This is a genomic window from Halomonas sp. NPDC076908 (assembly GCF_050269715.1).
Classification (GTDB): Bacteria; Pseudomonadota; Gammaproteobacteria; order Pseudomonadales; family Halomonadaceae; genus Vreelandella.
Genome location: NZ_JBNNIW010000035.1, coordinates 14,596 through 38,546, shown reverse-complemented (window position 1 = coordinate 38,546; position 23,951 = coordinate 14,596). Strand labels below are relative to the sequence as shown.

23 protein-coding genes and 3 tRNA genes are annotated in these 23,951 nt (G+C 54.3%); 21 read left to right on the top strand and 5 right to left on the bottom strand.

The features are described from left to right. Positions 1–200: 200 nt before the first annotated feature. Entirely contained in the window at positions 201–524 is a 324-nt protein-coding gene (fdxA, locus tag ACQKE4_RS16880; RefSeq protein WP_290839740.1) for a ferredoxin FdxA, read from the bottom strand. Between the two features lie 150 nt (positions 525–674). Next, positions 675–3,236 carry a DNA mismatch repair protein MutS gene (gene mutS / locus ACQKE4_RS16875; protein ID WP_427389461.1) on the bottom strand — a complete coding sequence of 854 codons (2,562 nt, stop codon included), beginning with the start codon at positions 3,234–3,236 and terminating at the stop codon, positions 675–677. Between the two features lie 114 nt (positions 3,237–3,350). Here mutS and ACQKE4_RS16870 point away from each other — a divergent pair, with 114 nt between their 5' ends. From ACQKE4_RS16870 to ACQKE4_RS16830, 9 genes are all read left to right on the top strand, one after another. Next, positions 3,351–3,884, top strand: a complete 534-nt coding sequence (locus ACQKE4_RS16870) for a CinA family protein (RefSeq protein WP_427389463.1) — start codon at positions 3,351–3,353, stop codon at positions 3,882–3,884. Positions 3,885–3,974: 90 nt separating this feature from the next. Then, the gene (gene recA, locus ACQKE4_RS16865; RefSeq protein ID WP_427389460.1) at positions 3,975–5,042 is read left to right on the top strand and encodes a recombinase RecA; all 1,068 of its coding nucleotides are present in this window, start codon (positions 3,975–3,977) and stop codon (positions 5,040–5,042) included. Between the two features lie 24 nt (positions 5,043–5,066). Next, on the top strand, positions 5,067–5,531 hold the full coding sequence (locus ACQKE4_RS16860) for a regulatory protein RecX (protein WP_427389459.1): 465 nt from the start codon (positions 5,067–5,069) through the stop codon (positions 5,529–5,531). Positions 5,532–5,712: 181 nt separating this feature from the next. Beyond that, positions 5,713–8,322: an alanine--tRNA ligase gene (gene alaS, locus ACQKE4_RS16855; RefSeq protein ID WP_427389458.1), complete on the top strand. Its 2,610-nt coding sequence runs from the start codon at positions 5,713–5,715 to the stop codon at positions 8,320–8,322. Between the two features lie 96 nt (positions 8,323–8,418). Then, positions 8,419–9,669, top strand: a complete 1,251-nt coding sequence (locus ACQKE4_RS16850) for an aspartate kinase (RefSeq protein ID WP_427389457.1) — start codon at positions 8,419–8,421, stop codon at positions 9,667–9,669. A 193-nt stretch (positions 9,670–9,862) separates the two neighbouring features. Then, positions 9,863–10,051 (top strand): carbon storage regulator CsrA, encoded by a 189-nt coding sequence (csrA, locus tag ACQKE4_RS16845; protein ID WP_039180068.1) that lies wholly within the window; start codon positions 9,863–9,865, stop codon positions 10,049–10,051. Between the two features lie 121 nt (positions 10,052–10,172). After that, positions 10,173–10,265 (top strand) — tRNA-Ser (locus ACQKE4_RS16840). Positions 10,266–10,284: 19 nt separating this feature from the next. After that, a tRNA-Arg gene (locus ACQKE4_RS16835) sits at positions 10,285–10,361 on the top strand. Between the two features lie 88 nt (positions 10,362–10,449). After that, positions 10,450–10,526: transfer RNA gene (locus ACQKE4_RS16830), tRNA-Arg, on the top strand. A gap of 203 nt (positions 10,527–10,729) precedes the next feature. On the opposite strand, the gene ACQKE4_RS16825 is transcribed toward ACQKE4_RS16830, so the two are convergent. After that, positions 10,730–11,704, bottom strand: coding sequence for a tRNA dihydrouridine synthase (locus tag ACQKE4_RS16825; protein WP_427389456.1), 975 nt, complete (start codon positions 11,702–11,704; stop codon positions 10,730–10,732). A gap of 157 nt (positions 11,705–11,861) precedes the next feature. Here ACQKE4_RS16825 and ACQKE4_RS16820 point away from each other — a divergent pair, with 157 nt between their 5' ends. The 3 genes from ACQKE4_RS16820 to ACQKE4_RS16810 are packed head-to-tail and all read left to right on the top strand — an operon-like array spanning position 11,862 to position 15,341. Beyond that, positions 11,862–12,119 (top strand): OadG family protein, encoded by a 258-nt coding sequence (locus ACQKE4_RS16820; protein ID WP_427389455.1) that lies wholly within the window; start codon positions 11,862–11,864, stop codon positions 12,117–12,119. A gap of 60 nt (positions 12,120–12,179) precedes the next feature. After that, entirely contained in the window at positions 12,180–14,006 is a 1,827-nt protein-coding gene (gene oadA / locus ACQKE4_RS16815) for a sodium-extruding oxaloacetate decarboxylase subunit alpha (RefSeq protein WP_427389454.1), read from the top strand. Between the two features lie 12 nt (positions 14,007–14,018). Further along, a complete protein-coding gene (locus tag ACQKE4_RS16810; protein ID WP_427389453.1) occupies positions 14,019–15,341 on the top strand; it encodes a sodium ion-translocating decarboxylase subunit beta in 1,323 nt (440 codons plus the stop codon). A gap of 120 nt (positions 15,342–15,461) precedes the next feature. Here ACQKE4_RS16810 and ACQKE4_RS16805 read toward each other — a convergent pair whose 3' ends face one another. Both ACQKE4_RS16805 and ACQKE4_RS16800 read right to left on the bottom strand, forming a co-directional pair. Beyond that, on the bottom strand, positions 15,462–16,088 hold the full coding sequence (locus tag ACQKE4_RS16805; protein WP_427389452.1) for an IMPACT family protein: 627 nt from the start codon (positions 16,086–16,088) through the stop codon (positions 15,462–15,464). Further along, a complete protein-coding gene (locus ACQKE4_RS16800) occupies positions 16,088–16,477 on the bottom strand; it encodes a LexA family protein (RefSeq protein ID WP_427389451.1) in 390 nt (129 codons plus the stop codon). Before ACQKE4_RS16800 ends, ACQKE4_RS16805 begins: the two co-directional genes overlap by 1 nt. 198 nt (positions 16,478–16,675) lie before the next feature. Here ACQKE4_RS16800 and ccmA point away from each other — a divergent pair, with 198 nt between their 5' ends. The 9 genes from ccmA (at position 16,676) to ccmI (ending at position 23,943) form a co-directional block, all read left to right on the top strand. Beyond that, a complete protein-coding gene (gene ccmA / locus ACQKE4_RS16795) occupies positions 16,676–17,326 on the top strand; it encodes a cytochrome c biogenesis heme-transporting ATPase CcmA (protein WP_427389450.1) in 651 nt (216 codons plus the stop codon). Between the two features lie 87 nt (positions 17,327–17,413). Continuing rightward, positions 17,414–18,127 carry a heme exporter protein CcmB gene (ccmB, locus tag ACQKE4_RS16790; RefSeq protein ID WP_427389462.1) on the top strand — a complete coding sequence of 238 codons (714 nt, stop codon included), beginning with the start codon at positions 17,414–17,416 and terminating at the stop codon, positions 18,125–18,127. 14 nt (positions 18,128–18,141) lie between these two features. Then, positions 18,142–18,894: a heme ABC transporter permease gene (locus ACQKE4_RS16785; RefSeq protein WP_427389449.1), complete on the top strand. Its 753-nt coding sequence runs from the start codon at positions 18,142–18,144 to the stop codon at positions 18,892–18,894. After that, the gene (ccmD, locus tag ACQKE4_RS16780) at positions 18,894–19,139 is read left to right on the top strand and encodes a heme exporter protein CcmD (RefSeq protein ID WP_427389448.1); all 246 of its coding nucleotides are present in this window, start codon (positions 18,894–18,896) and stop codon (positions 19,137–19,139) included. The genes ACQKE4_RS16785 and ccmD overlap by 1 nt, the downstream gene beginning before the upstream one ends. Then, complete coding sequence (ccmE, locus tag ACQKE4_RS16775) at positions 19,129–19,638, top strand: cytochrome c maturation protein CcmE (RefSeq protein ID WP_427389447.1); 510 nt, start codon at positions 19,129–19,131, stop codon at positions 19,636–19,638. The genes ccmD and ccmE overlap by 11 nt, the downstream gene beginning before the upstream one ends. Positions 19,639–19,704: 66 nt before the next feature. Further along, a complete protein-coding gene (locus tag ACQKE4_RS16770; RefSeq protein WP_427389446.1) occupies positions 19,705–21,714 on the top strand; it encodes a heme lyase CcmF/NrfE family subunit in 2,010 nt (669 codons plus the stop codon). Beyond that, on the top strand, positions 21,711–22,238 hold the full coding sequence (locus ACQKE4_RS16765) for a DsbE family thiol:disulfide interchange protein (protein ID WP_427389445.1): 528 nt from the start codon (positions 21,711–21,713) through the stop codon (positions 22,236–22,238). The genes ACQKE4_RS16770 and ACQKE4_RS16765 overlap by 4 nt, the downstream gene beginning before the upstream one ends. After that, positions 22,229–22,699, top strand: a complete 471-nt coding sequence (locus ACQKE4_RS16760) for a cytochrome c-type biogenesis protein (RefSeq protein WP_427389444.1) — start codon at positions 22,229–22,231, stop codon at positions 22,697–22,699. Before ACQKE4_RS16765 ends, ACQKE4_RS16760 begins: the two co-directional genes overlap by 10 nt. Further along, positions 22,696–23,943, top strand: a complete 1,248-nt coding sequence (ccmI, locus tag ACQKE4_RS16755; RefSeq protein ID WP_427389443.1) for a c-type cytochrome biogenesis protein CcmI — start codon at positions 22,696–22,698, stop codon at positions 23,941–23,943. The genes ACQKE4_RS16760 and ccmI overlap by 4 nt, the downstream gene beginning before the upstream one ends. Positions 23,944–23,951: the final 8 nt, after the last annotated feature.

Genomic DNA, 23,951 nt, shown 5'->3' with positions numbered 1-23,951 from the left:
CATAACCTTAACTTCTCGAACCGCCCGGTGCGGACCCGCATGCCGGGTGGTGTGGCAGGGGACCGGTCAGCCATGCTGACCGCCCCTATGCCGATTGCCTGCGATTTGGCGGTATAGCGATAGCTGGGTTATGGCAAACCAATAAAAAACCAGCGCTTGTTTTAAAAAGAAGCGCTGGTTTTAAAAAGTGGAAATTGAGCTTAGCGCTCTAATTTCTCAAGTTTGCCTGGCTTGCCATCCCACTCTTCGGCGTCGGGCATCGGGTCTTTTCTTTCGGCAATATTAGGCCAGACATCTGCCATTTCAGCATTAATCTCAATAAATGCCTCTTGCCCATCGGGCAGTTCATCCTCAGAGAAGATCGCCTCAGCAGGGCACTCGGGCTCACACAGCGCGCAGTCGATACACTCGTCTGGATGAATGACCAGGAAGTTCGGACCCTCATAGAAGCAGTCGACCGGGCAGACTTCCACACAGTCGGTGTATTTGCACTGGATGCAGTTCTCGGTAACGACAAACGTCATCTTGCTATCCCTCTTGCAGGGCCGAGTATCTCTCGGCCATGATCAATCGTGAATGGTTATAAATCAGCCGTTTTTTATAAGCTAAAAGTTTGAGCGACATTCTAGAGGTGCGCTTACCCGGCGGCAAGCGCCATATGGCCATTAGCACCATTAGATCAGCTCTCGCCATTGATACAACAGCGCCAGTGCTGCTCGTGGCGTTAAGTCATCTATATCGACGTTTTCAAGCGCCTCAATCACCGGGTGTGGCGCAGCAGCAAATAGATCATTTTGCTGTGGAGCGTTTCGCGGCATCTGTGCCGTGTTTGCTACATCGCGCTGCTCCAGGCTTATCAGCTTCTCGCGGGCGCGTTTAATCACATGACCAGGAACCCCCGCTAGCTGCGCTACTTGTAGACCGTAACTCTGGCTGGCGGGGCCTGCTTCAATGCGATGCATAAATACAATGCTATCGCCGTGCTCGGTAGCCGTTAGGTGGATATTGGCGACGCCTTCAGCGTGCTCAGGCAGCGCCGTCATCTCAAAGTAGTGAGTCGCAAACAGGGTTAGCGCACGTCCTTTCGCCAAGTATTCCGCACTTGCCCAGGCCAGGGACAAACCGTCAAAGGTGCTGGTACCACGGCCAATCTCATCCATTAAGATCAAGCTTTGCTGGGTGGCATTGTGAAGGATATTGGCGGTTTCGGTCATTTCGACCATAAAGGTAGAGCGGCCACCAGCCAAGTCATCCGATGAGCCAATGCGGGTAAATATCCGATCCAGTGGGCCGATCTCCGCGGCATCGGCGGGAACAAAGCTGCCGCAGTGGGCAAGCAGAGCAATCAGTGCCGTCTGACGCATATAGGTCGATTTACCGCCCATATTGGGGCCGGTAATAATCAGCATATGCCGATCAGGATTGAGCGTTACGTCGTTGGGTACGAAGGGCGCTTCACTAACCTGCTCGACCACCGGGTGGCGTCCGGCTTCAATGTGTATACCTGTGGCCCCGCTCAATGTTGGCCGAACCCAGTTTAAGGCCTCTGCCCGTTCGGCAAAAGCGCACAGCACATCAAGTTCCGCTAACGCTTGAGAAGTGCTTTGCAGCGCGTGAAGACTTTCGTTGAGATCGCTAAGCAGGCGGTCGTAAAGCCACTTTTCCCGTGTTAGTGCTCGTGACTTGGCCGAAAGCGCCTTATCTTCAAACTCCTTAAGTTCGGGAATAATAAAGCGCTCGGCGTTTTTCAGCGTTTGGCGGCGAATATAGTCAGCGGGCGCCTGTTGGGCTTGGGAGCGCGGCAGCTCAATAAAGTAGCCGTGCACCCGGTTATAACCGACTTTTAGATTGGCAAGCCCAGTACGTTCGCGCTCACGAAGCTCTAGTTGAATCAGATAGTCGCCCGCATTTTCGGCCATGCCGCGGTGCTCATCGAGCTCAGCATCGAAGCCATCGGCAATCACGCCGCCATCACGGATGACCACTGGCGGGTTCTCGACCAGCGCTCGGCTGAGCATATCGGCCATTTCTGGATAGGGGCGAATATGCGGGCGCAGGTTGTCTAAGGCACTGCCGCTCTCTACCTCACTGAGCTGCTGCTCCAGTTGAGGGAGCGTTACCAGTGCATCGCGCAGGCGAGCCAAATCGCGCGGGCGAGCGCTATACAACGCTACGCGTGCCAATATGCGCTCCACATCACCTACGTCGCTCAACGTCTCGCGCAGTGGCATATAAGCCGCCTCCAGGCTTAGTAGCGCCACCCCCGCATGACGAGCCTGTACGATCTCGCGCTGGCGCAATGGTCGATTGAGCCAGCGCTTAAGCAGTCGTGAACCCATGGCAGTGGTGCAGGTATCCAGCACACTGGCCAGAGTGTTGTCGCTATTGCCACCCAGATTAATATCGATTTCTAGATTACGTCGGCTGGCGGCGTCGATGACCACGGCGTCGTCGCGGTTCTCAACGCTGATCGCGGTCACGTGGGGCAGACGCGAGCGCTGGGTATCCCGGGCGTAATCAATCAGCACTCCGGCCGCAATCAGTGCGGTGGTTAAATGCGCGCAGCCGAAGCCACGTAAATCCTGCACTTCAAACTGATCGCAGAGACTACGGGTAGCGCTCTCCAGGTCAAATAGCCACTCGCCCTGGCGGCGCAGGCTGCGTTTTTGCGACCAGGCATCGGGTAGCGACAGGCTTTCAGGTACCAGCAGCTCGGCGGGGGAGAGGCGAGTAAGCTCCGCTAGCATCTCCGCTTCGCTTTCCACTTCCAGTACATTGAAGCGGCCGCTGGAAAGCTCCAGCCAGGCAAGGCCCCAGCTATCTCTGCCGGGGGAAACGGACACCAGTACGTTGTCACGGCGCGCATCCAGCAGTGCTTCATCGTGGAGCGTGCCGGGGGTAACAATACGCACCACCTGGCGGTCAACGGGGCCTTTGCTGGTGGCTGGGTCGCCAATCTGCTCACAGATGGCCACCGACTCGCCGCCGGCGACCAGGCGAGCTAGATAGCCTTCAGCGCTGTGGTACGGCACGCCCGCCATGGGGATCGGTTTGCCACCTGACTGGCCGCGCTGCGTGAGAGTGATGTCCAATAGAGCGGCGGCGCGCTTGGCGTCGTCAAAAAATAGTTCGTAAAAGTCCCCCATTCGGTAGAACAGTAGTACCTCGGGGTGTTCGCGTTTGATCTTTAAATATTGGGTGATCATTGGCGTGTTGGGGGGGAAGGCCTGTGACATGGGCATCCTGATTGAGCGTAGCGTAAGCCGTCTCGACTTACGGCATGTGCAAGTTCTTTGAAAGCTAAACGCAGTATTCTACGCTGAACTGACGACTCACTTGAAGGAGCGACGATAGTGCCCAGTGTATCTAGTCTAAAAAATTTGGATTTAACCTTGCTGGCTCAGCGCCTGGGGCGTCTTTGTCAGCAGTTGAACGTGGAAGTCACTGCCGCTGAATCATGTACTGGCGGTGGCATTGCCAGCACCATCACCTCGACGGCTGGCAGCTCAGCTTACTTCACGACCGGCTATGTGACCTATTCAAATGCGGCGAAAACCCGCCTGTTAGGCGTACCAGCGGCTATACTGGAAGCGCACGGGGCGGTCAGCGAAGAAGTGGTGAAAGCCATGGTGTTAGGCGCCTGTCGTGATAGTGGTGCAGGCTTGGGCGTTGCCGTTAGCGGTGTTGCTGGGCCCGATGGCGGCAGTGCGGATAAGCCGGTGGGGACGGTATGGCTGGCCTGGGGTGATACAGGCAGCCAGCAGGCCGAGTGCTTCCATTTTCCCGGCGACCGTCAGGCAGTACGTGAGCAGGCCGTGCGTCAGGCGCTGGCCGGTCTGGTGGCGCGTTTGGATGCGCGTGCGAAAGCAAGCAAGAAGAAATAATTGCGATAAAGCGTGATCGAGGATTTGTTTACGGGACAATCTTTGGCATACTACTGGCTAATTATACAGTTCGTTATGAGGAATCTCTGAATGGCTCAGGATGACAACCGTTCTAAAGCGCTAAACGCTGCACTCAGCCAAATCGACCGTCAGTTCGGCAAAGGCACCGTTATGCGTCTAGGCGACGCACCGCGTGTGGTCATGCCATCGGTTTCCACCGGTTCATTGGGCCTGGATATCGCGCTCGGCATTGGCGGTTTGCCGTTTGGCCGTGTCTGCGAAATCTTTGGACCCGAGTCGTCGGGTAAAACGACCCTGACCCTTTCAGTGATTGCTGAGGCACAGAAGCAGGGCAAAGTGTGTGCGTTCGTTGATGCCGAGCACGCGCTTGACCCAAGCTACGCTGAAAAACTCGGCGTTAATCTTGATGACCTGCTGGTTTCTCAGCCGGATAACGGCGAGCAGGCACTGGAAATCACCGACATGCTGGTGCGCTCTGGCGGTGTTGACGTGATTGTTATCGACTCAGTAGCTGCTTTGACGCCACGTGCTGAAATTGAAGGCGAAATGGGCGACTCCCACGTTGGTCTGCAGGCACGTTTGATGTCCCAGGCACTGCGTAAGATCACCGGTAACATCAAAAATGCTAACTGCTTAGTCATCTTCATTAACCAGATCCGTATGAAGATCGGCGTTATGTTTGGTAGTCCAGAAACGACCACGGGCGGTAATGCGCTGAAGTTTTATTCCAGTGTGCGTTTGGATATTCGTCGCACCGGTTCGGTAAAAGTCGGTGATGAAGTCACCGGTAACGAAACCCGCGTTAAAGTGGTCAAAAACAAGGTGGCGCCGCCGTTCCGTCAAGCAGAGTTCCAGATTCTTTACGGTAAAGGTATCTACCACGCCGGTGAAGTGATTGATCTAGGCGTACAGTGCAACTTGGTCGATAAAGCGGGTGCCTGGTACAGCTATAAAGGCAAGAAGATTGGTCAGGGTAAGGCTAACTCAGCGCTGTATCTGGAAGAGCATCCAGAAATCATGGTTGAGATCGAAACGCAGATTCGTGAACAGCTGTTGGCCAAGCCAGATACCAAGAAAGAAGATGCCGCTGTCGAAGCGCCTGCTGAATTGGATGCTGGTGATGACGATCTGTTGTAAGACAGCTCTAGCAAAGGCCATCTGATGGCCTTTAACTCACCACGCGATGCTTCTCCTCGTGACATCGCGATTGGTTTGCTTGCTCGGCGCGAATACTCTCGCGCCGAGCTTGTGCAGCGACTGAAGAAAAAAACTTTCGACGATGCCACCATTGATGAATGTCTGGATACCCTGATAGAGCAAGACTTGCAGTCCGACGCTCGCTTTGCAGCAAGTTTTGTGCGCTCGCGCATTATTCGTGGCCAAGGGGTTATCCGGATCAAAGGTGAGTTACGTCAGCGCGGTGTTGATCAAGAGACGCTTAACGCCGCCCTTGCAGCGGTAGAAGAGAGTGAGCAGGTTGATTGGTTTGAACTCGCCCGGGAAACCCTGGCGCGACGCTTTACTTCCCCCGGCGAGAGCCCCAAAGAGCGCGCAAGACGCGAGCGCTTTCTTGCCAGTCGTGGCTTCGATTTTGAGCAAATTCGTTACGCGCTTTCCTGCCTTTAATGCCCCCATTGCTTACCTTTCTAAACGCCCTCTAATACACTTGTTTGACGACTGATTGCCTCTTTGCCACTAAGTGCGGCTTTAGTCGTTTGACAACTGCGCTATAATGGCGCCTTTGCGACCCCTTAGGGTAGCGGCGACAGCGCCCTGGGACATCACGCTTTCTTGTTACGGATACCCTATGAAAAGCGCAGAGATAAGACAGGCCTTTCTCACCTTCTTTGCAGAGCAGGGGCATACGATTGTACCTACCAGCTCTTTAGTGCCGGGCAATGACCCGACGCTACTGTTCACAAGTGCCGGCATGGTGCCGTTTAAAGATGTGTTCCTTGGCCGTGACCCGCGCCCTTATGTACGCGCCACTTCTGCCCAGCGTTGCGTACGTGCAGGCGGCAAGCATAACGATTTAGACAACGTCGGCTATACCGCACGTCATCACACGTTCTTTGAAATGCTGGGTAACTTCAGCTTTGGTGACTACTTCAAGCGCGATGCCATTCGTTTTGCCTGGGTATTTTTAACCGAAACCCTGGGCCTGCCTAAAGAGAAGTTGTGGGTCACCGTGCATATCAGCGATGACGAAGCCGAGCGCATCTGGAAAGATGAGATTGGCATTGACCCTGAGCGGTTCTCCAAGCTGGACGAAGATAACTTCTGGCAGATGGGCGATACAGGCCCTTGCGGCCCAAGCTCGGAAATCTTCTTTGATCACGGTCCAGAGGTATGGGGTGGCCCTCCTGGTAGCCCGGAAGAGGATGGTGACCGCTACATCGAAATCTGGAACTTGGTATTCATGCAGTTTGACCGCGATGCCCAAGGCACGTTAAACCCGCTACCTAAACCCTCTATCGATACCGGTATGGGCTTGGAGCGTGTTGCCGCGGTTATGCAGGGCGTGCACTCCAACTACGAGATTGATCTGTTTCAGAACTTGCTGCAGGCGGCTGCTAAAGCCACGGGGCACGCGGATACTGCTACGCCTTCGTTGCGCGTCATTGCTGATCATATTCGCTCCTGCGCCTTCCTTATTGCCGATGGTGTGCTGCCTTCCAATGAGGGGCGTGGCTATGTACTGCGCCGGATTATCCGCCGCGCGATTCGTCACGGTCACAAGCTGGGTGCGGTCGAGCCGTTTTTCCATAAGTTAGTTGACGCGCTAGACGCCGAGATGGGCGACGCTTACCCAGAGCTGCGCGAAGCCAGTGAGCAAATCGCCCGTGTTCTGCTGAAAGAAGAGGAGCAGTTCGCGCGCACCCTGGACCACGGTATGGGGCTTTTGAATGCGGCCCTGGCCGAACTCGATGGCAAGGTTCTGCCGGGTGAGACGGTGTTTAAACTTTACGATACCTACGGCTTCCCCTTCGATCTCACCGCCGACGTCTGTCGTGAGCGCGGCGTTACCCTAGACGAAGCCGGCTTTCAGCAAGCGTTAGAGGCCCAGCGCGAGCGCGCCAGGGCGGCCAGCCAGTTTGGCGCCGACTACAGTGCTTCTATTGAGCTGGATGGCCAGACGGCGTTCACTGGCTATGATCGGTTAGACGATCAGGCCGAAGTAATGGCGTTGGTCGACAGTGAAGGCAACGCGCTAAGCGCATTGCAAGCAGGGCAGAAGGGTACTGTGGTGCTAGATCGCACGCCTTTTTACGGTGAGTCGGGCGGTCAGGTCGGCGACACCGGCTACCTCTACGTAGAGGGCGGTCGTTTCCAGGTCACCGATACCCAGAAACAGAGTGGTCATCACCTTCATCAGGGCATCATGGTGGAGGGCTCGTTGAGTGTAGGAAGCAGTGTGCGTGGCGAAGTAGATGCCAGCCTGCGCACGGCGACGATCCGAAACCACTCGGCGACTCATCTGCTGCATAAAGCGCTGCGCATGGTGCTGGGTGATCACGTGCAGCAGAAGGGCTCGCTGGTTAATGCGGAGCGACTACGCTTCGACTTTAGCCACTTTGAGCCGATGACCTCCGAGCAATTGGCGGAAGTCGAGCGGCTGGTCAATGAGCAGATCCTGGCTAATGCGCCGACCAAAACCGAGCAAATGAGCTTGGAGCAAGCCAAAGCCAAAGGAGCTGCGGCACTGTTTGAGGCCAAATATGCCGAGAACGTTCGCGTACTGACCATTGGTGCCGACGACTTCTCTATCGAGCTGTGCGGTGGTACCCACGTGTCGCGCAGTGGCGATATCGGCTGCTGCCATGTGATGAGTGAGGTGGGCATCGCCTCCGGGGTTCGCCGTATCGAAGCGATTACCGGTGAAAATGCGCTAGCTTACTTCCGCGAGCAAGAAGCCCGTCTAGCGCGCTTGGGTGAACGCCTAAAGACCAAGCCAGAGCAAGTCGAAGCACGGGTAGAATCACTGGTTGAGCGTAACCGTAGCTTAGAAAAAGAGCTTGAGCAGCTTAAGGCCAAGCTGGCTAGCGCTGCGGGTAGCGACATGCTGAGTCAGGTGCAGGAAATCAACGGCGTTAAGCTATTGGCCACTCAGCTAGATGGCGTGTCGGGCAAAGATCTACGCGGCGTCCTTGATCAGCTTAAGAACAAGCTAAGCTCCGGAGTCATTATCCTCGGCGTTGCGGATCAAACAGCGGGCAAAGTGAGTCTGATCGCTGGGGTAACCCAGGATCTCACTGGTCGAGTGAAAGCCGGTGAACTAGTCAATCATGTTGCTTCCCAGGTGGGTGGAAAGGGCGGCGGTCGTGCGGATATGGCCCAAGCTGGGGGTAGTCAACCCGACGCCCTACCGGATGCGTTGAAGAGCGTCCCGGCATGGTTGGAAAACGCGCTTAGCTAAACCCCAAGGCCGGTGGCATGATTGTCATCGGCCTTATTTATTAACAAATTAATAAAATTTCACCCTCCATTCCCGAACGCATAGGAAAAACGGCATATGGCACTATACGTACAGAAGTTCGGCGGCACTTCGGTGGGCTCTGTCGAGCGTATCAAGGCCGTGGCGGAAAAGGTTAAGGGCTTCCGCGATCAAGGCCACCAGGTTGTTGTCGTGGTTTCCGCAATGAGCGGTGAGACCAACCGTCTTACCGATATGGCTCAGGCACTTAACGAGGACCCCGCGCCGCGTGAAATGGATATGCTGCTATCGACTGGCGAGCAGGTAACCATTTCACTGCTCGCCATGGCGCTTCAGCAAATTGGCGTGCCAGCCACTTCGCACACCGGTGCTCAGGTGGGTATTCATACCGACAGTGCTTATACCAAAGCACGTATCCAGCGCATTGAAACTGAAGACTTGAAGGCCGATCTGGACGCAGGGCAGGTAGTGGTTGTAGCAGGTTTCCAGGGTGTCGATCAAGACGGCAATATCACGACGCTAGGGCGCGGTGGTTCTGATACCACTGGGGTGGCCTTGGCGGCTGCGCTAGGCGCTGATGAGTGTCAGATTTACACCGATGTTGATGGTGTTTATACCACTGACCCGCGCGTATGCTCGAAAGCCCAGCGCTTAGAGAGCATTACCGTTGAAGAGATGCTGGAGCTGGCAAGCCTGGGCTCTAAAGTGTTACAGATCCGCGCGGTCGAGTTTGCCGGTAAATACAATGTTCCACTGCGGGTGCTGTCTAGTTTTCAAGACGGTCCCGGTACCCTAATTGTTGCAGAAGCAGACAAAGACGAGGACGCTATGGAAGAACCACTGATCTCCGGTATCGCCTTTACCAAGAATGAAGCCAAGCTGACGCTGCTCAATACACCGGATGTGCCGGGTGTTGCTTCACGTATTCTTGGTCCGATCGCCGATGCCAATATCGAAGTTGATATGATCGTGCAGAACGTTGCACCGGCCGGAGACTATACCGACTTCACCTTTACGGTAGCTAAGGGTGACTATAAAGCTACCAAAAAGCTGCTTGAAGAGACGGTGATCCCGGACTTGGGTGGCGGTGAATTGCGCGGTGATGATAATATCGCCAAAGTTTCATTAGTGGGCGTGGGCATGCGCTCCCATGCTGGCGTGGCATCGAAAATGTTTCGCGTCTTGGCTGATGAGAACGTCAATATCCGTATGGTATCTACCTCTGAAATTAAAATTTCAGTAGTGATTGATGAGAAGCATATGGAACTTGCTGTCAACGCATTACACAAAGCTTTTGGTTTAGATAAGACAGATATCGAATCTGAATAACATTTATGTCCTAAACCTTCTACGCTGAAGGGGTACTTGCTGCCGTGTGGTGGTGAGCTTTCTTTCAACGGGAGGTTAAGGTGTCATGGAGCCGGAGCTTTGGTGATAGACAATATCGTGCAGCATAATCGCATGATGTTATCGCCGGTTGACATATCCCGTTGTATAAAAACGTCTGAAAAGGAGATCAGCCATGCTCATCCTAACTCGCCGTGTTGGCGAAACCCTAATGATCGGAGATGAAATAACCGTTACCGTTCTAGGTGTGAAGGGCAATCAAGTACGTATCGGTGTTAACGCACCAAAAGATGTTGCGGTACACCGTGAAGAGATTTACCAGCGTATTCAGCGCGAAAGAAATAGTGAAAGTGAAGCAGAGTAGGGCTTACGTGCTTTCATCATAAGTTGATGTTTAAGACGTAAGGTAAGGCTGGCGCGAAAAAAATCGGTTAAAGACTGGACATAAGAATCCTAAATCGGTAATATTCGCGCCGTGCCGTTAAGGAGAGGTGGCCGAGTGGCTGAAGGCGCTCCCCTGCTAAGGGAGTATAGGGTTTATAGCCCTATCGAGGGTTCGAATCCCTCCTTCTCCGCCAACTGCACGTTAGAAGGTAAGCGCCCGTAGCTCAGCTGGATAGAGTACCTGACTACGAATCAGGGGGTCGGAGGTTCGAATCCTCCCGGGCGCGCCACCTTCTTACCTGTTTTTGAAAGTAAGTAGTTTGAAAGAAGTTTGCAATCAGCTTGAAATGCTTACTTAGAAGCACTGTTGATAGTTATGCGCCCGTAGCTCAGCTGGATAGAGTACCTGACTACGAATCAGGGGGTCGGAGGTTCGAATCCTCCCGGGCGCGCCAGATTCTAAACCCGTTCTCTTACGAGAGCGGGTTTTCTGTTTCAACTCTTTAAACCTGTTTGTAGCCTGACCGGTAGTGGCTCGCGCCCCGGTCTTGCGATCGTGTGTAGCGCCCCCGCTTTGCGGTAGGGCGCTTTTTTTTGGCTATGGGTGATTTGGTAGGTCGATTTAACGAATCTTGGTGCTTGTGTTTTAGCAGCCTGACTAGTCGACCACGAGGTTCTTAAGTAGGTGGTCTAGTTCAGTAATGCGTTTTACCCGCTGAAAGTTCTCATTAGCTTCGCCACTACCCTGGCGCATCTGAGCAAGCCACTGTTTCACCAACGATACGACGACACGATCAGGCAACTGTTGGCGCTGCAGGTTTGCGTATTCCATTAGCACGCTGGCGCGCATTGCCCAGCTGCTTTCAGGTAGCCGTTCACCGGTTTGCTGCCAGTGGCGAATGCGCGGGGCAAGCCAAGGGTCTGCCAGTGCGCTACGACCAAGCATGACATGCTGACACCCTGATAGCGTGCGAGCCTTCCAGTAATCTTCCAGTGTCCAGATGTCACCGTTAGCTACAACCGGAATGCTCACGTGACGACGAATCTTACCGATCCACTCCCAGTGTGCCGGTGGGCGATAGCCCTCATCGCGAGTACGCGCATGCACTACCAGCTGAGCCGCTCCCCCTGCCTCGGTTGCCTGGGCGCAGGCGACGGCTAAGCGACGATTGGAGAAACCCAGGCGAATCTTAGCCGTCACCGGGATCTCTCCCTCCAGCGCATCAGAAACGGCTTTTACCGCTTGATAGACGCGGTCGGGCTGGCGCAATAGCGAGGCGCCGCCATCATGACGGTTAACCAGCTTAGCCGGACAGCCGAAATTAAGGTCAATGCTCACCGCACCCAGGGCGAGCGCCTGACGCGCGTTGGCTGCCAGTGCTGTTGGAGAAGAGCCAAGCAGCTGTAAATGAACTGGAATGCCACTAGGTGTGGCGACAGATGCTTGTGTAAGCTCTGGGCAGTGTTTATAAAACACTCTGGGTGGCAGACGCGCATCGACCACGCGGACAAATTCAGTGACCGTCCAATCAAATCCTGACTCCCGGGTTAATAGATCCCGAGTGAGTGCGTCGATAACCCCCTCCATGGGGGCTAGTCCGATTTTGCCGCTTTGTAGTAAATTAACAACCATGACTTCCACTATCGCGCCATTGCATTCTATTCTGGGTGTGGCAGGTTAGTGTATTCCCCTCACTGCGCCAAGCGCCTTTCACAGCGTAAGCGTAATGATGCACATTTAAGTTGTGCACAAGCACGGATAGAGACCGGTAGATATTTAGGAGCGCCGTATGCAGGATTCAGAACTGTTACAGGACGGGCTGGCGCTAATGGCGCTTGGAATGGGGTTTGTTTTTGTATTTCTTACCGTTTTAGTCATTAGCGTGACGCTAATGTCCAAGCTGATAGGGCGCTTCCAACCAGCCCCTGTGGCATCAGGCCAAACAAAACCAGCGGCTACGTCTGCCACACCTTCTGCTAAAAATGACGAGGTGATAGCGGTCATTAGTGCTGCAGTGCATCGTTATCGCAAGGCGCGGCGTCATTAATTCTTCCTTTTTTTGTTATTTTTACTACAAACTTACAATTCTCTACTGTGAGCCAAGATAATGAACGATATAAAACGACCCCTAGGCATCACCGATGTCGTGCTGCGCGATGCCCACCAATCGCTGTTTGCGACACGTATGCGCCTCGACGATATGTTGCCGATCGCTGAGAAACTTGATCGCGTTGGCTACTGGTCGCTGGAAACCTGGGGCGGCGCTACCTATGACGCTTGTATCCGTTACTTGGGAGAAGACCCATGGGAGCGCATTCGTGCGCTGAAAGAGGCGATGCCCAATACACCCCAGGCAATGCTGCTGCGTGGGCAAAACTTATTGGGTTACCGCCACTATGCGGATGACGTAGTAGATAAGTTTGTCGAGCGCGCTAAAACCAACGGCGTAGACGTGTTTCGTGTATTCGACGCGATGAATGATCCGCGCAATTTAGAGCGCGCTATTCAAGCGGTTCGCAATGTCGCAGGCCATGCCCAAGGCACTATTTCTTACACCGTTAGTCCGGTCCATACCCTGGATAGCTGGGTCGACCTCGCCAAAACCATTGCGGGTTTGGGGGCAGATTCGCTGGCTATCAAGGATATGGCGGGGCTGCTTACCCCTTATACGGCATTTGATTTGGTCACGCGGCTTAAAAAAGAGCTGTCGATTCCAGTTCATTTGCACTGCCATGCAACAACAGGTCTTTCTACGTCGACCATTTTGAAGGCGGTAGAAGCAGGGATTGATAACGTCGATACCTCTATCTCCTCCATGTCGATGACCTATGGACATAGCCCTACCGAATCTGTTGTAGCGATGCTTAAAGATACCGGCCGTGACACAGGCCTGGATCTGGAGCTACTAGAAGATATTGCCGGCTACTTCCGTGAAGTGCGTAAAAAGTACGCTGCCTTTGAAGGCTCGCTGCGCGGTATCGATTCGCGTATTTTGATTGCTCAGGTGCCGGGCGGCATGTTGACCAATATGGAAGGTCAACTGAAAGAGCAGGGCGCGGGCGATAAGCTGGACGATGTGCTGAGCGAGATCCCTCGCGTGCGCGAAGACCTCGGCTTTATTCCGTTAGTGACACCTACCTCGCAAATCGTTGGCACTCAAGCCGTCATGAACGTAATGATGGGTGAGCGTTATAAGTCGATTTCCAAAGAAGTGCAGGCGCTCCTGAAAGGTGAATATGGCGCTGCCCCTGCGCCCTTTAACGCTGAGTTGCAAAAGCGGGTGCTTGAGGGTGGTGAGCCAATTACCTGCCGCCCTGCGGATAACCTGACGCCTGAAATGCAGCGCCTAGAGCAAGAACTTAAAGAAAAAGCCAGCGCCGAGGGCATCCGTCTGGCAGAGGGCGCGCGCGAAGTAGATGATGTCTTAACCTATGCGTTATTTCCCCAAATTGGTTTGAAATTCCTGAAAAACCGCGATAACCCGGATGCGTTCGAACCTGTGCCACAAGTGGCGCAAGCAAGCGCTGAGAAAGCGCCTGACAAGGTGGAAAGCAAGCCTGCCGTAGTTGCCAGTGGGCCGGAAACCTATACCGTCAAACTCAACGGCAAGGCCTATGTGGTCGAGGTCAGTGAGGGTGGGGAAATCGGCGAGATTCAGGAGCAAGCCGCAGCCCCTGCTAGCGCAACGAAAGATGAGGCGCCGTCACCTAACGCGGGTGGAAGTGGTGAAAGCATCGACGCACCATTGGCCGGCAATATTTTTAAGGTCAATGTACGCCCGGGCGACAAGGTTGCTGAAGGTGATGTCGTCATCATCCTTGAAGCGATGAAAATGGAGACCGAAGTGCGTGCCAGCAGTGCCGGTACGGTTTCAAAGGTTAACGTTAGCGAGGGCGACAGCGTAGCCGTAGGCGATCCGCTGGTCGAGCTCTAAGGGCATCCGGTAATGGATAAATTAGTGACGTTATGGGAAGGCTCTGGGCTATATAATCTTGAGCTTGGCCAGGTGGTCATGGTGGCGGTCGGTATCCTGCTGCTCTATCTGGCTATTTATAAAAAGTTTGAGCCGCTGCTGCTGGTACCTATTGGCTTTGGCGGTATTTTGGCCAATATCCCCGAGGCCGGTCTTGCCATTTCAGCGCTGGATCAGGCGATTGAAGTGGCAAGGCCGGTGGTGCTTGAACAGATTGCGTCGGCATTGGGTGTCACGCTAGACCCACTGGCATCAGTGGGTGTTTGGCGTGAAACGCTCAAGCAATTGGTAGATAGCGGCATTTCGCCTGACCAACTGCGCGCTGCCCATGATATTGCCTCGTATGCGGGCTACAGCGATGGCCTGTTGTATGTGTTTTATAACGTGGCGATCACTACGGGCATAGCGCCGCTAATTATCTTTATGGGCGTGGGGGCCATGACGGATTTTGGCCCGCTGTTGGCCAATCCACGCACGCTTTTTTTGGGGGCTGCCGCTCAGTTTGGTATTTTCGCGACGCTTTTTGGAGCCGTCGCCATGTCGGCAATGGGCTGGATGGACTTCACGCTTAATCAGTCTGCGGCGATTGGTATTATCGGTGGGGCCGATGGGCCGACCTCAATCTACGTTTCCAGCATGTTGGCACCGGAGCTTTTAGGTGCTATCGCAGTGGCGGCCTATGCCTATATGGCGTTAGTACCGCTGATTCAACCACCCATCATGCGTCTGTTGACCACTCAAAAAGAGCGTCAGATCAAGATGACGCAGCTACGTCCCGTGTCCAAGCTTGAAAAAGTGGTCTTCCCGCTGCTGCTGTTGATATTAGTGGCGCTGTTTCTACCTGATGCTGCACCGCTGTTGGGTATGTTCTGCTTTGGTAACCTGATGCGCGAGTGTGGTGTGGTAGAGCGACTCAGTGATACTGCGCAAAACGCGCTGATCAACATTGTGACCATTGTGCTGGGGCTTGCTGTGGGCTCTAAGCTAATGGCCGAAAGCTTCTTGGCTTTAGAGACACTCGGCATTATGGCATTGGGCATTGTGGCTTTTGCCATTGGTACGGCATCGGGTGTGATTATGGCGAAGCTAATGAATATGGTCAGCCGCATGCCGATTAATCCCTTAATTGGTGCGGCGGGTGTCTCTGCCGTGCCAATGGCCGCGAGGGTAGCCAATAAAGTAGGTTTGGAAGCTAACCCGCATAACTTTCTGCTGATGCATGCCATGGGGCCCAACGTGGCGGGGGTAATTGGTTCAGCGGTCGCGGCAGGGGTAATGATTAAGTACCTTGGTTAACTAGTTCTCTGTCATCGCGAGCGAAGCGCGGCGATCTCGGCTTTGTGTGCCACCGCAGGACGAGATTGCCGCGTCGCAAGCTCCTCGCAATGACATGTGGGGCACTTTCGTCCTGATGCTTCATGGCTTTGGTGCAGAGAGAACCTCAATAGCGCTCTTCAAGCGGTTTTCTAACGGCGAAAGGTCAAGTGGGTTGTCCCGAGGCCAACCAATAGTCAGGCGGACGCCTTCGCCATCGTAATTGGCTTGCTCAATCGGGATGTCGAGTTCATCGCACCAGGTGCGGGCAATCGCTTCATTAGCGAAGGTAAGACGTAGCGTATAAGCATCACGCTCAATCACTTCGCGAGTAGGCAGTGTTTCCAGTGCAACGCTGACGGCTTGGGCGTAAGCGCGGGCTAAGCCACCAGTGCCAAGCTTAGTGCCGCCAAAGTAACGGGTGACGACGCAACCAATTTGGCCTAGCTGGCTCCCTTGTAAAACCTGATACATCGGGCGACCCGCTGTACCGCCAGGTTCACCATCATCAGAAAAGCCGATCAGATTTTGTTCGCCAGGAGGCCCCGCAATATAAGCAGTACAGTGGTGACTGGCACTGGGATGCGCAGCTTTTGCAGCATCCAGGAGCGTATTAAAAGCATCTATTTCGGGGGCATGACAAACCCAGGTCAAAAATTGGCTCTTCTCTACTTCGATGTCAGCCATGTGCCATGTTAAAGGGGGTAAGTCTGGAACCCGGTAGCGCATTAATGCTCCGTAACGGAATGCTTGGTAGCGTAAGGTTCAACACCCATTGTCATGCCGAGTACCTGAATATCCTGGTTGTGTAAAAACAGCGCAGGCCGCAGAGTATCTTCAGGCCATAGCTCCACGCCAAAGCGGCTGATTGAGAGCTGTTTCAAGACAATTTGCTGCTGGTTTATTTCAGCCACAGCGGTTTCTGTCTGGGTGTCGTGTTGATAGCGTCGAATAATAATGACATCGCCATCGAATAAGTTGCAATCACACATGCGGTTACCACGAACTTTAAGTGCATACGTATTGCGTCGAGTCATGCTGGGTGTCGGCGCATAAGTACGTGGTACTGAGTGCAAGTGATTAAGCTTAGCGGTAGGTGCTGCCATCGATATGGTCATCAGGATAATCTCCATTGCATGTTTTTTCATACAGTGGTTTTTAGTATAAACCTGTTTTTGCATACAGTGCTACCGCTATTTAGTCTTAAAACAATTTGACTGAGATCACGCTGCGACTCAGCGCCGCATCGTGTGAGTGGCGAGAAAGAGGCTTTCCGTGTAGAGTTCTACGCGAAATCAATGTGCCTGGAGAGTCTCTTGAGCCTGTGTCTTGAAGCCCGACAACTGGCCTGTGAACGTGATGATCGCTGGTTATTTCAGGGGCTCGATCTCAATATTTGCAGCGGTGAGATCGTCCGTATTGAAGGGCCAAACGGCAGTGGCAAAACAACGCTGCTTAAAATCCTCTCCGGGCAGCTCGGCGACTACCAAGGCGAACTCTTCTGGAATGGCGCGGCGATGAAGGATGCGCGTGAACATTTTCTCGCCAATTTACTCTATCTAGGACACGCCCCAGGGATTAAATCAGGCCTAACTCCTCTAGAGAATTTAGCTTGGTATCAGGCGCTTAGTGGGGCAAGTCACTTTGGTGGCACCAGTAACAAGCGCAGTGATAACGAAGAACAGCGTCTTGAAGCGCTAGAAAATGTGGGTTTAGCGGGCTTTGAGGACGTGCCCGCAGGGCAGCTTTCAGCCGGGCAGCAGCGGCGGGTAGCACTCGCACGCTTAACCTTAACGCCGCGTGCGCTGTGGGTACTGGACGAGCCGTTCACCGCGATTGACCGAGACGGGGTGGCGGCCCTTGAACAGCAACTGATCGCCCATGCTCAGGCAGGTGGCTGCGTAATAGTTACCACTCACCACGAGTTAACCGCCTCCCCACTGCTGAGGCGCATAGCGCTGGCTTAGAAGGAGATACGGTTGCATAAGACAGGGCTGCACGAGACAAGCGGGCACCGTTCATCACTGGAGACTGCAAGTCGATCAGATAGCGCTATGGCGGCGCCGGTTAGGCCACTGCTAGAGCACAATGGTGGGTTGATGATTGCGGTAAAAGCCACGCTAATACGTGACTTGACGCTACTGCTTAGACGCCGTGGCGAGGTGTTAAATCCACTGGTATTTTTTGCGCTGGTGATCACGCTATTTCCAATCGCTATTTCACCAGACCCTGAACTGTTAGCGACCATCGCGCCAGGTTTGCTATGGGTGGCAGCGCTATTAGCCGCGCTACTCTCTTTAGATAGTCTGTTCCGCAGTGATTATGACGACGGCAGCCTAGAGCAGCTGCTATTGGCACCGCAGCCGTTGGCTGCGCTGAGTTTGGCAAAAGTGGCGGTGCATTGGTTGCTGACCGGGTTGCCATTGGCGCTGATGGCGCCAGTGTTGGGCATTATGCTGGCACTGCCAGCGGGTAGTTACGCGGTGCTGGCGGTGTCGCTTGCATTGGGGACGGCCAGTTTAAGTCTGATTGGCGCCATCGGCGCGGCGTTAACCGTCGGTTTGGCCCGTGGTGGCGTGTTGTTGTCACTGCTGGTATTGCCACTGTATATCCCGGTATTAATTTTTGGCGCAGGTGCAGTGCAGGCCGCTATTTTGGGCGACGGTGTGTCTGCACACTTGGCAATTTTGGGCGCGCTGCTCGCCGCTGCGCTGATGTTGGCGCCGTGGGCAATTGCGGCATCGCTGCGTATCAGTATTAACGGTTAAGGATAGGACTCGCTATGTGGGCCTTTATACATAAGCTGGGATCACCCAAGTGGTTCTATGGCATTAGTGCCAAATTACAGCCTTGGTTTTGGGCCGCAGCAGCACTGCTATTGGTCACGGGAACGCTGTGGGGGCTGGCGTTCGCCCCTGCCGACTACCAGCAGGGCAACAGCTTTCGGATTATCTACGTGCATGTGCCAGCGGCCTTTTTAGCCCAGTCAATTTTTATCTCCATGGCGGTATCAGGCCTGGTATTTATGGTCTGGAAAATTAAAGTGGCGGATATGGCGGCGGCGGTAATGGCACCTTTAGGTGCGGGCATGACCTTTGTCGCGCTGTTTTCAGGCGCCGTTTGGGGGGTGCCGACCTGGGGTACCTGGTGGATGTGGGATGCGCGTCTCACCTCAATGCTGATCCTGCTGTTTCTGTATTTAGGCGTGATTGCCCTGCGTGGTGCTTTTACCAGTCGCGATAGTGCATCAAGGGCAGCCTCAGTGCTTGCCATGGTCGGTGTGATCAACATCCCAATCATCAAATATTCAGTGGACTGGTGGTACACCCTGCACCAGCCAGCCACCTTTACCCTTACCTCTCGGCCCACGATGCCCACCGAAATGTGGCTACCGCTAGCGATAATGGTATTGGGTTTCTACAGCTTTTTTATTGCCCTAACGCTGATGCGTACCCGTAGCGAAATTCTGCGACGTGAAGCAAATAAGCGCTGGGTGCAAGATATGGTAGTAGGCCAAGTAGAGGAGAAGCGTTAATGGCATTTGCCTCTTTTGCCGAATTCTTAGCGATGGGTGGTCATGCGCCCTATGTGTGGTCTGCTTGGTGCGTAACGGCGCTGCTGCTGCTGTTAATTGTTTGGCATGCACGGGTTGAATACCGTCAGTTGATTAATGGCGTGAAACGCCGGGTGCGGCGTGAAAGAGCCCGCTCAACAAGCGCGGCGCCGCAGAATGCCGCCCAATTTAATTCAGTGGAAGGGGGAATGCGCGATGACGCCTAAACGTAAACAGAAGCTATTCGTCATTTTGGGCTTGGTTTCACTAACGGCCATTGCCGTCGGGCTAACGCTGTATGCGCTGCGCTCCAACATCAATCTGTTTTTCAGCCCGGTACAGATAGCCCAGGGTGATGCCCCTATGGAGCGGCAAATTCGTGCGGGCGGCATGGTGAAAGAGGGTTCCGTTTCCCGTGACCCTGAGAGTCTCGACGTTGAATTTACCGTGACCGACTACGTGGATGACTTGCAGGTTTACTACAGCGGGATTCTGCCGGATCTATTCCGTGAAGGCCAAGGCGTAGTAGTGGTCGGTGAACTGCAAAGCGATGGTCGTCTATATGCCGATAAAGTGCTCGCCCGTCATGATGAGAACTATATGCCACCAGAAGTGGCGCAGGCGTTAGAAGAGGCAGGATATTCCCCCGCTGATTTTCAGGCCAAAGCCGCTGAAGTAGGTAAACGCCTAGAAGCAGAAGGTGTGCCGCAAGCCAGCGAGTATTAATCAGTGGTTTCTTAACCCTTATCGGTTAACTGGCTTGCCATACCGCCGTGCTAGTTCGGAGCGAAAATGTTAATCAAAATGATTCCTGAAATTGGCCACTTTGCGCTTATTGTGGCGTTGCTTATGGCGGTCGTGCAGTCGGTAATGCCGCTGGCCGGTGCTGCCACTCGCCGCCCGCTGTGGATGGCCTACGGCCGTCCTATGGCAGCAGGGCAGTTTCTATTTGTCGCCATCGCTTACGCCTGTTTGACCACAAGTTACATGCTGGATGACTTTAGCGTGGCGAACGTGGCCAATAATTCCAACTCGCTGCTGCCGTGGTACTACAAGTTCAGTGCTGTGTGGGGTAACCATGAAGGCTCCGTGCTGCTGTGGAGCCTGATGCTCGCGGGCTGGGGCTTTGTGGCCGGGCAATTTTCCAATAACTTGCCGCGCGATATGGTCGCCCGTGTCATGGGCGTGATGGGCATGGTATGCGTCGGCTTTTTACTGTTTATTCTGTTTACATCTAACCCGTTTGAGCGGCTATTGCCTAACATGCCCCAAGACGGTGCCGATCTTAATCCGCTGCTGCAAGACTTCGGGCTGATCGTTCACCCGCCCATGCTTTACATGGGCTATGTCGGTTTTTCTGTGGTGTTTGCGTTTGCAATCGCGGCGCTACTGGGTGGCCGGTTAGACGCGGCCTGGACCCGTTGGGCGCGGCCCTGGACCAATTTAGCCTGGGCGTTTCTGACCGTGGGTATTGCACTGGGCAGTTGGTGGGCTTACTACGAGCTTGGCTGGGGCGGCTGGTGGTTCTGGGATCCGGTTGAAAACGCCTCACTGCTGCCTTGGCTAACAGGCACTGCGCTGATGCATTCGCTGGCGGTCACGGAGAAGCGTGGCTCATTTAAAAGCTGGACCGTGCTGCTGGCGATTTCAACCTTTTCGCTATCGCTAATGGGGACGTTCTTAGTGCGCTCCGGGGTGCTTACCTCGGTGCATGCGTTTGCCAACGATCCTGCCCGTGGCTTCTTTATCTTAATGCTGCTGGCGATCACTGTGACGCTGTCGTTTCTGGTATTTGCCCTGCGTGCGCCGCGAGTCAGTCATAAAGTGGGTTTCAACTGGCTCTCCCGGGATGCGCTACTGCTGGTAAATAATATTTTCCTGGTGATTATGACGGTCACTGTATTACTCGGCACTGTCTATCCGCTGATTCTGGACTCTTTAGGGCTAGGTAAAATCAGTGTCGGCCCTCCCTATTTTAATGCGTTGTTTGTGCCACTCACCGTAGTGATGTGTATCTTCATGGGGCTGGGTTCGGTCGCCCGTTGGAAAGGTATGGAAGGGCGTGTGTTGGTACGCAAGCTCTGGCTGGCGGGCGCTGCCGCGCTGGTGCTCGGTATTTTAATGCCGTTGCTGTACCGCGGTGAATGGGATCTGTGGGTCTCGCTCGGCATTGTGTCTGCGCTGTGGATTGTACTGCCCATGGTGCGGGATCTGTTTGATAAAACTCGCCACGCCAGTTCGTTTATTGCCGGGTTGCGCAAACTCTCGCTGGCCTATTGGGGCATGGTGCTGGGGCATGTGGGCGTGGCGGTGACCATCGTAGGTGTTGCCGTGGTCTCCAACTACAACATTGAGCGTAATGTGCGCATGTCGCCGGGCACATCAGTAGAGGTGGCGGGCTACCAGTTCACCATGACGGAGCTGATTGATCGTCGCGGGCCTAACTTTTTGGCGGATACCTCCATTATTGAAGTGCAGCGTGGCGAGACGGGTCGCAGCTTTACCATGCGCCCTGAAAAGCGTCTCTATCTTGCCACTGGCATGCCGATGACCCAGGTTGCGCTTCGCCCAGGGTTCTTCCGCGACCTTTATGTCGCTATGGGTGAAGACCTTGGCGATGGTAGTTGGGCGATGCGTGTTCAATATAAACCATTTGTACGCTGGCTATGGCTGGGTGGTTTATTAATGGCCTTTGGCGGAGTGCTGGCGGTGCTCGACAAGCGCTATCGCCGCACTTCGGTCGCGCGGGATACCGCTAAGGTGGCTGCTAAACCTCCAGCAACCCAGGAGGCCGTGGTATGAAGCGACGGTTGCTACTGCTATTGCTGCCAGTTGGCTTTTTAGGCTTGGCGCTGTTTTTTTACCAGGGTCTTTATCTGGACCCCTCGCAGCGCGATTCAGCGCTAATGGCCCGTGCGTTTCCCGCTTTTGAGGCCACTACCCTGCGCGATGAAAATCAGCGTGTCGACGAAACGTTGTTTGAAGGCGAAATGACGCTAGTTAACGTATGGGGTGAATGGTGCCCGGCGTGCAAGCAGGAAATGCCGCAGCTGCTAGGGCTGGCTGATCAAGGAATTCGCATGGTGGGGGTTAACTACCGGGATACCCGCGAGAAAGGCATGCAGTTTCTCAGTGAGTTTGGCGATCCGTTTGAAACCAATATTTTCGATCCAGATGGCGAGCTAGGGTTTGATCTAGGTGTATACGGCGCCCCAGAAACGTTTCTTGTCGATGCCGACGGCGTGATTCGCTATCACCACAAGGGCTACGTATCGCCTGAAGATGTACGCGATCGGATTTTGCCGGAGGTGGAAAAATGGCGTTAATACGTTCTTGCGCAGCGTTGTTGCTGTTACTGCTTGCTGCCAGTGCAATGGCGGGTGGCATTGAGGTACGTGAGTTTGATGACCCGGTCATGGAGAAGCGCTATCGCGATTTAACCGCCTCCATGCGCTGCCCGCTGTGTGAAAACCAAGCCATTGATGACTCAGATGCGCCTATCTCTGGCGATATGCGTGATCGTGTCTACTTACTTTTGCAGGATGGTCAGTCGGATATCGAAATCGTTGATCACATGGTGCAGCGTTTTGGTGAGTACATTCTCTATAACCCGCGCTTAGAAAACCGCACTTATCTACTTTGGGGGCTGCCCATTGCGCTGGTGTTGTTAGGAACAATAGTGGTCGTGATGATGGTACGTGCTCGCCGCAACGCGTCTGCTAAAGCGCTGAGCGCCGAAGAGCGCGCGCGCTTAGATGCTTTAATCAACCGTGAGAGGTCTTCATGACGCTGCTCTGGATTGCGATTGCCGTTTTACTGCTCCCCGCCCTATGGCTGCTGGTATCGCCGCTCAGAAATGCGCGCGACTTACATGATCAACTGCACGACTTTGAAGTAAACGACACCTCTGCAGAGCAAAACGTGGCCATCTTCAGGCGCCGCTTGGCGTCGTTAGAAGCTGCCCGGGAGCGCGGGGATATTGACACTGAGCGCTTTGAAGAAGACCGCCTGGAGCTTGAGCGTAGCCTGCTGGAAGACACCGAAGTGACAGTGCGCCGACCACTCAAGTCAGCCAGTTCTGGTCGTCTGGTGGTGCCGGTTGTGATGGTCGCTGTCGTTGTGATTAGTGTGCTTTGGTACCAGCAAGAGGGAGCAGAAGGTGATCTGACCCTACTAGCGGTTCAAGAAGAAGTGCAGAATGACCCCGAGGGATCGCTCGCTATGTATATTGAGCGCATGGAGGAGCAGGCTGCCCGGCAGCCGAATAATCCGAATGTGTGGAGTACGCTATTTCCACTTTACCGTGAAATCGGGCAGCCGGATCAAGCGGTGAATGCCCTTGAGCGGCTAATTGAGATTGAGGGGCGTATCGCGCCGTTGCTCGCGCAGCTCGCGCAAATTCGCTTCTTTGTTGCTGGTCGTGAACTTACCGACGAGGTTCAGGCGCTGGTAGACGAAACCCTTGAGCAAGACCCCCGCCAGCCAACGGTACTGGGCATGCTGGGCATTCATGCTTTTGACAATGGCGATTATGAGCAGGCGATTGATCGCTGGCGCCGGGCGGTAGCCAATATTGAAGACCCCAATACCGCCGCCTCGTTACGCGAAGGTATTCGCGTGGCCCAGGAGCGAATGGGCGTTGCGCCCGAAGAAGCCGCGGTGGAAGCCGCCGAGAGCACCGGTATCCGGGTAACGGTATCGTTAGATGAGGAGCTTGCCGAGCGCGTTAGCGACGACGATACGGTGTTTATCACCGCCCGTGATCTTGATGGTGAACTGCCGCCATTGGCGGTGGTGCAGGCGCTCGTCTCTGAGCTGCCGATGACCGTGGTGTTAGATAATAGCGTGGCCATGTCGCCCCAGGCGCAAATCTCCCAAGTGCGTGAAGCACGCTTAATGGTACGTGTCTCGCCTTCAGGCCAAGCGACTCCGCAGCCCGGTGATCTGTTTGGCGATCTTGAGGGGGTTAGCGTAGGCCCAATAGATGAAGATGAAGCCGCCGAAGTGGTGATTAACCGTGTATTTGAATAACTGTAACG